We start from the raw sequence: 10,697 nt of genomic DNA, 5'->3' as shown, positions 1-10,697 counted from the left end.
CAAGGGAGGGGTGAACTCGCCTCCCCAGCGTAGGCGGGCTCGTCCAGAGGTCATTGGTATCGGAAGCTACCCGCGCAGCAATCACGACATCAGGAATTCGTTCCGTAAGTGGGGACCGACGAAACATTCACAACATCGAGGTGGTGACAAGGGCTGCATCTTACGAGGCGATTTGCGCGGCCTCCAACGCCGGCTACAGCCGTTGGGGGCTGCCACGGCTAAAGTGTCCTCAACCGAGCGTCAGCAGACGCACGACTCAGGAACGGCAACGATCCAAATTCTACCGGTGCAACGAGCCTGCGGCCTTGCTACCGTCAGGCTGAACGGAGTACCTGCGCGGAATTAGCCGCTCGCAGCGACCTCGGTCGCATATGGCGAAAGGCGTTGTGACACTCGATGGCGATTTACAACTGGCATGACATCGGCGACGTGCCGTTCGCGCCAGGCGTATACGCTTGGTACTACACTCCGGAGATCACCGCCTTCGATCTCGACCGGATCACGTCGGACATTCTTGAGCTGAAAGCGGGCCGAGGGACCTCCGCCGCTAAAGACGCTGTTCGAGATTTCCTCGACGAGACGGTCTTCCGCTACTTCCGTGAGCAACCCTATTCGGCCCAGCTTCGCGGGCCGCTCAAGCCCCGCTACGAAGGCCAGATCGAGCACCGCCCGACCCTCTCCGAGTCGCTGTTGGAACGGATCGTCGAGGAGCCCGCTCGCCTCGCGACGATACGAACCGTCCTCGAAGCCTCAGCTCCGAATTCTGCTTCTCCGATCTACATCGGCATGTCGGAGCGACTGCGCACCCGACTGGGCCAGCACAAGGCGCTCATCGAGAAATACGGCGAGCTCCCCGATCCCGGCGCCTCCGAAGAGGATCAGCGCGATCACAGCTTCGCGAAGGAAGTACGGGCGCGGAGTATCCCGCCGTCCCGATTATTTGTAGTAGCGACTGTGATCGCTGGGCCGCCCGGGACATACGTCGACATAGAGAATATCCTGAATCGTATCCATTATCCCCTTCTTGGAAGGAACTGAAGTATGGCGCTACGCCTGCGTCGAGAGACCGCCCTAGACCTTACTCTCGAAGGAACGGTTGGCTCGTTTCGCGTGGGCGCCGGGAGCGGGGGCTCGCGGTCGCTGGAGGTAAAGTATCTTCTCACTCATGTTGGGCTGAACTTCTCTACCTCGTCGAACGACAAGCTGCTGAGCGCCCTTGCTCCGGTTCGTGAAATCTTCGACTTCCAGACCCTTGACTTCGACGAGATTATGCAGCGCGACATCGACGACGCGCGCGTCTCGGCTGAGCTGGTGCCCTATCTGCTCGATGAGCAATCGAAGGACATGATCAAGCTCTTCCCGCCGATTGTAATCGTGGTCATGCCGATCCGCGAAGGGCGCACACAGCCAGAAAGCTTCTATCCTGAAGTCTCGGTCGAGACACTCGAACCGGAGGGGGATCGGGAGCATCCGGTTTTGTCGACGCGATCGGGAAGTGTCGGCAGCGAAGTTTTCCAATTCGAGCAGCCTATCGACGACGGACGGCCTCTCACAAGCGACCTAGTCCGCCTGAAGCTCAACACCCACCGCACGCGACTGGTAATCGTCGACGGCCAGCACCGGGCCATGGCGCTGCTCGCGATCTACCGAAATTTGAAGGACCAATGGTCCGACGAGCGCCGCGCCCCCTTTAAGGAATATTACTCGGCCTGGACCAAGAACTACATCGAGCGGTTCAACCTCAATGAGATCAACCTGCCCGTCCTGCTCTGCACGATCCCCGAGCTCGACACCGTCTACACCGGCGACTTCGACATGAAAAAAGCTGCGCGCTCGATCTTCCTGACCTTGAACAAGACGGCGCGACAGGTCTCAGACGCCCGCAACAAGCTGCTTGATGACAATGACCTTATCAGCTTCTTAATGCGTCGCACGCTGTCCCACATAAAGGAACGCGACGCCCGCTCGCCGCACGCGCTGCGCATCGCCAACGTCGAGCTCGACCAGGAAGGCAGCCGACAGAAGATCCAGACACCGGTGGCCATCACTGGCGTGCCCCATATCTACTACATGACGGAGCATATGATGCTCGACAACGGGGGCACCGTACGGGGCGTCAAACCTCGCGCAGGCACATTCTACAACCGCACGCGGCTCGACGATCTCCTTGCAAGGCTAGATGGACGCAACCTGCTCGGCGCCGGAACGGCTGACACAATCCGCCGGGATCTCTTCACTGCCGCCGCGGCCGAGAAGCTAGCGACCCAGTTCGACAGCCGCTACGGCACCTATGTGATCGGCGCATTGGAACGCTTCGCCCCATTCGATCGCCACAACCGCGCCGTCATCGAGATGGGTGAGCAGCTAGAGCGGGAACAGGACCGGCAACTCAAACCCATCCTGCTCGAGGGACAGGGGATCGGCCGCGTGTTTGAGGCTCACCGGACAAGCCTCCGACAGCGGCTGAGGAACGGCTATTTCCGAACCGACGTTCCAGAGATCGAGGCGAGCTCGCGGCGTCTCGACGCAACCGCGACGCGCATAGAGGACACTGTGACTCGGCTTCGGCGGGATCGCGCCGCTCGCTTGTTCGGTGACCTCTCCGACAAAAAACTTGTGCGCGGCGAAGACGGCGCGATCCACCCGAAGATGGTGGATTGGTGCAACCGCCTGTACGACGAACTCTTCACTACGGTCGCCTTCCAAACCGCGCTCGTCTGCGGCTTCCTCGGACTGGTCGAAAAGGCCGAGCGTAAGCTCAAGAAAGGCGACTTTGGGGATCAACCGCCGATCGACCGTGACCAGGCGTTTGACGAGTACGTGACGCAGCTAAATCAGTTTTTCGTGCCGCGGTCGCCCACGCAGCTCAAGCGACTGATCCGTGTCTTCATCGGGGAGGTAGCGGACGACAAGGAGGTCTGGGCGGTCCGCCCGAGCAACCAAACGTTCCGGAGCGTTGTTTACCGGGCTGAGATGCAGCCTGACCAGTGGCCGAAGTATCGCTACCTTCTCCTCGAGATCTGGCACCCGACGCATCCGGGCCTGCAGTCGATCGTGGCCGAAGAGCGATCCGAGTGCCGCGCGGAAGTCTTCGCTGCCCTTCACGATCATTATGAAACAGCATTTTGTCGCGAGACTCAGAAGGCAAAGGACGAGTTGTCCAAGGATGAGCGTAAGGCCATCTTTGGCCAAGCGTTCGACACCTACTCGGGCCTTATTAAAAACATCGGCGCCGACGCTCTGGATCGGAGAGCCATGCGCGAGGCCCTGTCGCAAGTGCCAGCCACCGCCTCGACGGAAGCGGATCCCGAAATGGAGGACGATCAGGTCGCCTGAGGCGGTTGCGTTAGGCCTGGCCCGGAGCGCGAAACACTAAGGTGCGCCACCGAACGGTGGCGCGCCCAAGCGCGTCGCCGCTTTCTAGGCTCCGCACCGGCTTGAGACCCGCCGCCCGAGCGTCGGCCTCCAGAGCCTGAATGTCGACCTGCCTGATTGATCGGGCGGGATCGGCGGGTCCGATACGGATAGAGATTGCGAGATGCCGGCCGGGGTCGAGGAGCTGCGTCAGACGGCGGATCGCCGGCGTGCGGTCTCTTGGGGCAAGATGCATCCACACCGCCGACACCAGAATGAACGCGAACGCACGCCCGGGTAACCTCGAGAGCTTCGGCAGAGCGTCGTCGATCCACTGCACGCTCGCTGTGGGATGCCGCACCGCCGCTTCGCGCCGGAGCCCCGCCGACGGCTCGACAGCAGTCACCAGATACCCACGATCGGCGAGAGCCGCCGCATCACGTCCAGAACCAGCCCCGATGTCGAGGACCGCCGTGCCGGGCTCCGGCAGAAGGTCCAGAATGTCGACATGCACCTGGTCGAACGAGGTCAACTCATACAAGTCCGCCATGCGCTCGGCGGAGCCATCATAGACGGAAACCGATCGCTGCGATTGTGGCACGCGCGTCCGGGCGCTCGCGGCTCCGGTCATGCTCAGACTCGCAGCCAGTTGATGTTGAGGAAGCCGATCAACGAGCCAATGGCAGCGATCGCCAATGCAACGCTGAAAGCCGTCACGACCGTGTAGGGCCAGTTGAACAAGCCGCGCCCAGAGGCCTTCACGAACGATCCTGGGTTGAAGCGCTCGATTTGCACCATGTAGGCCGACATAACGTGGCGAACGCGCCAGAGCACCGCGATCAGCGCGGCGTCCAAGACGAACGCGAGCAAGAAAATGGGACGCTTGAAGTCCAGCACGCTGGTCACGTTCAACGCCGCGTACCAAAGGCCTCCGGTAATCGTGATCGCCAGCAAAGGCACCTGCCACATGATCTGGTTCATGGCCCGAAATTGTTGGAAGTTCTGCTCGTAGCAGACCTTGTCTCGGTCGAAGACTTCCTTCCGAGCCGCATCTTCGCTTGAAGCCTCGCTGCTCATGCGACGCCCTCCAGCTGGCAGGTATAGCTGATCGGCCGGAGGCTGCCGAGCGCAGGCGCCCAAGGCTGCCGCACCAAAAGCACGCCGCCAGAAGCTTTAATCTTCCGCTCAGTGCGCGTGACTCGGATGCCCGCGACGACCGCCAGAGCCATGTCGGCTTGATGAGCGAGTGCGAACTCCGCCTCAAGGCGGGTGAGTTGGATGAGGCGGCCGTCCCCCGTGGTGCCCTTCACCTCGACAAACAAGGTCGCACCATCACGCTTGCATAGGAAATCGTAGCTTTCCGAAGCCGAGCGGTCATCGACTGTCCAGCCCTTCTCCTCGAGCCACGCTCGGGTCAGCTCCATCGCGTGGAGTTCGATGGCGCGCCGCACGACGCTGTCCGCCGAAAAGCCTTGCCCGCCGTGGGAAGGCTGCTCAGCCTCGGTGCTCGCCGTGACCCCATCGGCCAGGTCCAAGGCCAAGCTCCGGCATGCGGCGTCGCCCGTTTCCAGCATCGCAAGCGCAGCCCGGCGCAGGGTCGCACGATGCATCGGCGATCGCCAACGCTCCAGCATGTCCGCCGGGACCGCTAGGTGGTCGAAACTCGCCCGCCATTCCCGCAAACTGTCAGGCTTGCGCGCAGGCTCGAAGTCCTCGGGCCCGATTTGGCGTCCACTCTTGGTAAAGACCCAGGCCCTGTCGTTGGACAGGTGCCAGACTGGACGCCACCGCATGTCGGGGCGACCCGTGTGCACGCTCTCAATCAGCTTATCGACACGTTCGACAATCCGCTCCGCGTCCATGGCGGCTGGGTCGATGACGCCCTCGCCGATCAGATCAACGACGGCGATCAGGCAAGCCGGCTTGAAGAATGGTGCGTCCCGGGACCGGCGCGCCCGCACTGATGTGACTAGATCATCCCAAGGACTGACATCGCTCACGCGCGCTCGCTCCTATTTATGGCAAGCCAGGCAGACCTTCGACGACCCGTAGACCACATCGATATCGAGCGGCTCGGGCTCTGCCCGGAGCGGATTGATCGGCTGCCGCTCGCGAAGGCGCGCGACGCGCCGTTCATGATCCTCGCGGATCTGAGCGATCCGCTCAGGACGGCTCAGCGCGTCGAGGCTCTCGCCCTGGCTCCAGGTGAACGGCGAGCCATGCTCGACCGCATTCTTCTCGTAAGCCTTTGCTTCTTCGAAGGCCTCGGGGTGCTCGTCCATCAACCGCACCCATTCGATCTTCTGCTGGAAGAAGCAGAACGTGCATCCGCTGCGCGACCGCCACCGATAGTAGTTCGGCAGACCGACCCCAGAGGCCTCTAGGATCTCGATGACGCCCTCCTTGTCGATCCCCTCCTCACGAAACGGCAGCCGCACCGACAGGTTGGGATGGGTCGATGCATAGCCTTCGCGGTAGTCCTCATCGCCCCGGATCGCCACGTAGCTGACGATCGTGACACCGGCCTCCAGGTCTGGTCGCAGCCATTGCTCGAAAGGACGGATCTTGAGCTGACGCGTGCACCAACGCGTTTTCGGCGACGGTAAAAAGCTCTTGTATTGCGTCAGCCAGAAGTCGAACGTGCGGTCGGGATTGAGCCGCTGGATCGGCTTGCCGAGGAAGCCTTCGAGCGAGACGAGATACTCGTAAACTTCGGGCAGCTCCTTGCCCGTGTCGGTGAAGAAGTACTCCAACTCGATCTCGGGGTGATGCTGGCGCATGAAGACCGCTAAGGCGGCGCTGTCGCGTCCGCCGGACAGGCCGAGAACGTGCCGGACCTTCACTTCGCTCATCGCATCGCTCCCTTCCGTTTCCCGGCTGCCATCGGAACCTCCAGCGGCAGAGCCGGCTGCGGGTCAGGCTCGCTCAACCGCGCTCCAAGCTCCGCTAGGGCGGCCAGCGCCACGTCCCGGCTGGCCCCGGCGGTCTCAAGCAGGCTCTCAAGCTGCCCTGCCAACTCGCGCACTTCGCGCTGCTGCCCTGAAGTGATGTCGAAGTCGGGACGGAGTGGAGACGGGCGGCTCGGGTCGCTGATGAAGATTGCCATCCGCACCCGGCCGTCCTCGCGACCTTTCACATGCGCGAAAGCCTCGGCGCGGACGAACTCCTGCGCAAGCGCGGCAATCTCGACCCGCGCATGATCGATGTCGCGATCGACCCAATCCCGGGGCGGCTTATTCGCGGCCAAGCTCGCGAAGCCCTCGATTTCTTCCAGTTCGCTGCTGTAAGTCTGAAGGCGGGTCGCGAATGCATCCAACCGGTAGTTGCCCGTCAGGCCCCGAACGGCGGCAGCTCGCGCTTGTAGGTCAGCGCGGACCTTCTCGGTCAGCTCTCCCAGCCGCAGTTCGCGCAACAGCACCGCTTCGAGCTCGCGCAGCAGCAGCGGATAAGCGCCGACTAGCTCTCGCAGACCGTCCTGTAGCGACCCGACCACGGTGACAGCCTCTTCGGCGGTCCGATCGTCAGCGCCGAATATGGAGGGTAGGTCGTCCAGCAAGAACTTGTTCGGGTCGCTCGCAAGCTTTGCGAGGTTCCGGACCTTCGTCGCGACCGGCGACAGCCTGCCCGTCCGGAGAACCCAGGCCGGTAGCTCGAGCACCAGGCCGACCAGCCCACGGGCGACATCGATCGGCTCGGGATGCGTCTGGCCGGCCGGGATCGCACCGAAATCGGCCACGAGTTCCGCCACGCCGGAGAGCACGCGGACATGGAAGTCGCTTGCTTCAGTCCAGCGAAGGCGCACGCTTGCCGGGTCCTGTGCGAGCCGGTCGATCAAAATTGACCCGATACGAGGCTGAAACGCGCCGTCGAGATAAACGGCGAGGCGTCCGGCGCGCGACATCAGATACGCGATCGCAAGCACGGGCAGCAGGCCGTCGCGCACGCCGTAGGGGGGCTTGCGCCACCCGGCATAGAGCGTCGAGAGGTCCGCGCCCAATGCGCCGGCGTCTTGGAACAGCGTCTCTGCCGCCGCCCACAGCGGTGCGAGATTGTAGTCGCCGCCCGCTAACGGATCGCCGAACACGTACCGAGTGGGATCGTCTGTGGAGACCTGATGGAGCCCGGTCGCTTCCAGGAGCGAGTCGTAGAGTCCGCGTGACGCGGGGTACCCTTCGATGCCAAGGCGCGGCGCCTGCCAGCGCTCTACCATCGCCTTGAGCAACTCCTTCTGCGCGGCGATGGCATTGGACGAGGGTTTGATGCGGTTTAGAAGCTCGTTCTTGAGCTTGGGCCCGAGCTTGTAACGCTGGTCTGCCAGATCTGAGGCGATGGCGTTGAGCGTCGCCCCGCCTTCGGAGGTGACAAGCTCTTCGGACTGAAGATCCTGCCACGCCCATTGCGCACCATCGAACGCCTGGTTGAGCCGATCCTCGACCTCGGCCGCGAGGCGGGCGATGCGAGCGGACACCTCGCGGCGAGCAACGGCGTCGCCTTGCAGTTCCGACCGCTCAGCACGCACCGCTTCCAGCGCCAGCAGCTCCGCTGCAAGTTCGCGGATCATGAAGCTATCACGGGTCCACCCGACGGCAGCTGGCCAGCGTTCAGCCGCACCCGCCGCGGCCTTCCAGAGCTTCTTGGCCTTGGCGTCCGTCTCGGCCTCGGTCCCGATGAGAAGCAGAAACAGGCCGGTCGCGCCGGACTGCGGGCGAAACTGTCGCACGCGCTCAGCGCCATCCGCGAGGGCCGCAATATCGACTTCGAACCACCGCAACGCACCCGTTACATGGTAGTGCCGCTTTGCAAGCACCGGCTGCAGCAGCGCCAGAGTGCGCAGGCGCGCCAGGTCAATCACTGGCAGCCGTGTGCGTACCTCGGCGACCGCCGCATCAATGTCGAAGTCGCTTCCAGCATAGATCGCGAACGCGCCGGCATGGCGTCGGTAAAGGACGACCGACCAGGTCTGCAGATCGTCGAGGCATCGCTCCAGTCGGCCGGCTTCGATGTCCGGCAGCGCCTCCGCGAGGACCGCGCCGCTAGCCAGCAGCCCGGATCGTTCCTTGAACATGTCGATCAGCGCGACCGCTTTCACGATCGCTATATGGTCAGGCTCAGCCCCGCGCCCTTCGCTCCGCTCGACTGCGTCGACAGCGAGCGACCAGCGATGGCCGTCCGGCGAGGCAAGGATCGACGGCTCCAAATTTGCCCGGAGGTAATCCCAAAGATGGGTCGATCCGTAGGCGGCCGCGTCGAGCACCGGCTCGGACTTCAAATACTCTTGGAAGCCGAACGGCTCGGCAGAGTTCAAGAAGCCGAAGACGCTTCTCTGATTCTGCCCGAACCGCCGTCGCGATAGCGGGCCAAGGAGGGTCGCTACGACCGGGTGCAAGGGCCAGCATTGATGAAGACGCTCGCCGAGATCGGCGGCGGTCGCTGGACGCTGTGCTCGAATCGCCTCAGCAATCGCCTCCGCCTGCGCTGCACTCGTCCTAGGCCCGCTCTCCGCCTCGATAGCGCGGGCGATAAGCTCGACCTGCTCCTCACCCGCGACGTTGATCGGAACGTCAGCGAAGCGGCCCTGAATCTTCAGCCACTCGTCGCGAATCTCGCGGCCGAGCCGATGGGCATAGTCGTCGAAGGCTTGGTGCAGCACACCGACCACGATCAGCCGTCCTTGGCTGCGGTTGGCCGCTTCGGCGAGCTGCTGGAAAAAGTAGACGTCCGCGGCGCCGTAGGCCGCCTCCTCCAGGAACTTGCCCATTTCGTCGATGACAAGCAACGTTCCTGCGCTCCCGGGCCGATTCGCTGTCTCGAGCAGGCGCGAGATTACATCGGCCTCGGCCTTACTCGGGCGACCACGCGTCCGCTTGATCGCCAGCGCTTGATCAAGCGCCGTACCGACCATCTTGGCCGCGTCGGCTCGGCTGCCAACAACCGGCAACACCGTCCATCCGAGCGCTTCCGGATCGAGTTGCCGTTCCAAGGCACTGGCGACGTCCCGCCCTAGCGCGGCACGCGCCTGCATCTTGAGAGACGGCTCGCAAAGCAAGGCCGCTACGGCCACCGCCAAACTGGACTTGCCGCAGCCGTACGGCCCCGTCCAAGTGAAGGCGCCCTGACCTGTCTCCTCAATCTGACGCGCCATCGATAGCAGCGACTCGCCCACGCTCTGCGGGCACACAAACCCTTCGAGGGCTGCAGCGCCAATATCGGTGTCGACCCGGATCGAACGCTGGAACCGCCGCCGGACATGGACGAGGCTATCAAGGGTCTTCGTCATGCCGCTTTCGCCTCCGGGCGAGCGCGGCGATACAGCCGCTCGACGAAGGCCAACGGCTCGAGCGTCATCACGTCAGCGGCATAAACCTGCCGCATCCCGGTCGACTCATCCCAGCGCACCGCGCCGCGCGTTAGGTCAGACAGGCGCGCGAGCCGCTCGGCGACGGTCTCTTCATCCAAGAGGAAGACCCGGCCCGGCGAGCCCGGTTCATGGGTCACGGCCTCGACGGTGAACTCGCGACGTGTCGGGTACAGGCCTCGCCAGAACCGGAGCAGGCCATAGAGGAACACCTCGTCGGGTAGGGTCGACTTCGGTCCGCGCCGGAACTGGAACGCCGAGCCGATGTCGACCGATTGCACGAGCCCAAGCTCGGTCAGCGGACATTCTAGGGCGTCCTCTTGCGTAGACCGGCCGTCAGACTTCACAGCGTAGGTTCGAATGAAACACAGGACATCGCTCTTCAGCGTCGATTCGGTGATGCGCGACGTCTTGAGCCGACCATCGTCGCGAAGCTCATTGCAGCGGCGGCCGAGCCGGGTTCGCACGACGTCTCGCGTGAACGTAGGCTCGTTCAATTCGTTAAACGCCCAATACCATGTCGTCGCCCGACCGGGCGTGGCGGCCAAATGCCAATGGAGCAGCCAAAGCGATGCCGGGCGCTCCAGATAGGGGTCGCCCGAGTCGCCAAATAGTAGTCGGCCGAGCGCTGTCGGCTGAAATTGCCCACCAGAGGACGACAGGTCGTCATCGTTACTTATCTGCAAAATTCCAGACGCGAGCGACCAATGTCGCATCGACGTAACCATGTTCTTGCCGACGCCGAAGTTCGCAATCGCCGCATCATCTGTAAAGATAGAGCGGGTATCTATCTGACCGGCCGCTTCTGCGGCCACAACCGCATCAAAGGACTTCTTCAACCAGCCGTAGCGCAGCGGAAATGTTTCATGACCTGCGAACTGCAGGCGGAATCGACCATCATCGAGTAGACTGCGTGCCATAAAAGGCCTTACTGGTGAATAACACCAGTGGATCATAGCGGGGACTGGCGGTATGCGCCAGTGGCGAG

8 protein-coding genes are annotated in these 10,697 nt (G+C 63.0%); 2 read left to right on the top strand and 6 right to left on the bottom strand.

What is annotated here, in order from left to right:
• The first annotated feature begins 396 nt into the window (after positions 1–396).
• Complete coding sequence (locus tag BM145_RS10440) at positions 397–1,038, top strand: hypothetical protein (protein ID WP_093333580.1); 642 nt, start codon at positions 397–399, stop codon at positions 1,036–1,038.
• A gap of 3 nt (positions 1,039–1,041) precedes the next feature.
• Positions 1,042–3,336 carry a ParB N-terminal domain-containing protein gene (locus BM145_RS10435; protein ID WP_093333579.1) on the top strand — a complete coding sequence of 765 codons (2,295 nt, stop codon included), beginning with the start codon at positions 1,042–1,044 and terminating at the stop codon, positions 3,334–3,336.
• Between the two features lie 10 nt (positions 3,337–3,346).
• Here BM145_RS10435 and BM145_RS10430 read toward each other — a convergent pair whose 3' ends face one another.
• From BM145_RS10430 to BM145_RS10405, 6 genes are read right to left on the bottom strand one after another with little or no spacing between them, the layout of a single operon-like run.
• Positions 3,347–3,985, bottom strand: coding sequence for a class I SAM-dependent methyltransferase (locus tag BM145_RS10430; RefSeq protein ID WP_093333578.1), 639 nt, complete (start codon positions 3,983–3,985; stop codon positions 3,347–3,349).
• A gap of 2 nt (positions 3,986–3,987) precedes the next feature.
• Positions 3,988–4,431: a hypothetical protein gene (locus tag BM145_RS10425; protein ID WP_093333577.1), complete on the bottom strand. Its 444-nt coding sequence runs from the start codon at positions 4,429–4,431 to the stop codon at positions 3,988–3,990.
• Positions 4,428–5,354 carry a protein NO VEIN domain-containing protein gene (locus BM145_RS10420; RefSeq protein WP_143090157.1) on the bottom strand — a complete coding sequence of 309 codons (927 nt, stop codon included), beginning with the start codon at positions 5,352–5,354 and terminating at the stop codon, positions 4,428–4,430. Before BM145_RS10420 ends, BM145_RS10425 begins: the two co-directional genes overlap by 4 nt.
• Before the next feature lie 12 nt (positions 5,355–5,366).
• The gene (locus BM145_RS10415) at positions 5,367–6,206 is read right to left on the bottom strand and encodes a phosphoadenosine phosphosulfate reductase family protein (RefSeq protein ID WP_218149645.1); all 840 of its coding nucleotides are present in this window, start codon (positions 6,204–6,206) and stop codon (positions 5,367–5,369) included.
• Positions 6,203–9,631: a hypothetical protein gene (locus BM145_RS10410; protein ID WP_093333575.1), complete on the bottom strand. Its 3,429-nt coding sequence runs from the start codon at positions 9,629–9,631 to the stop codon at positions 6,203–6,205. Before BM145_RS10410 ends, BM145_RS10415 begins: the two co-directional genes overlap by 4 nt.
• Complete coding sequence (locus tag BM145_RS10405; RefSeq protein ID WP_177200159.1) at positions 9,628–10,629, bottom strand: DUF4007 family protein; 1,002 nt, start codon at positions 10,627–10,629, stop codon at positions 9,628–9,630. Before BM145_RS10405 ends, BM145_RS10410 begins: the two co-directional genes overlap by 4 nt.
• Positions 10,630–10,697 lie beyond the last annotated feature (68 nt).

Source organism: Sphingomonas rubra, assembly GCF_900115745.1.
Classification (GTDB): domain Bacteria; phylum Pseudomonadota; class Alphaproteobacteria; order Sphingomonadales; family Sphingomonadaceae; genus Sphingomonas; species Sphingomonas rubra.
Note: the sequence above shows the minus strand (reverse complement) of the source record. Positions and strands in the feature narration are given on the sequence as shown.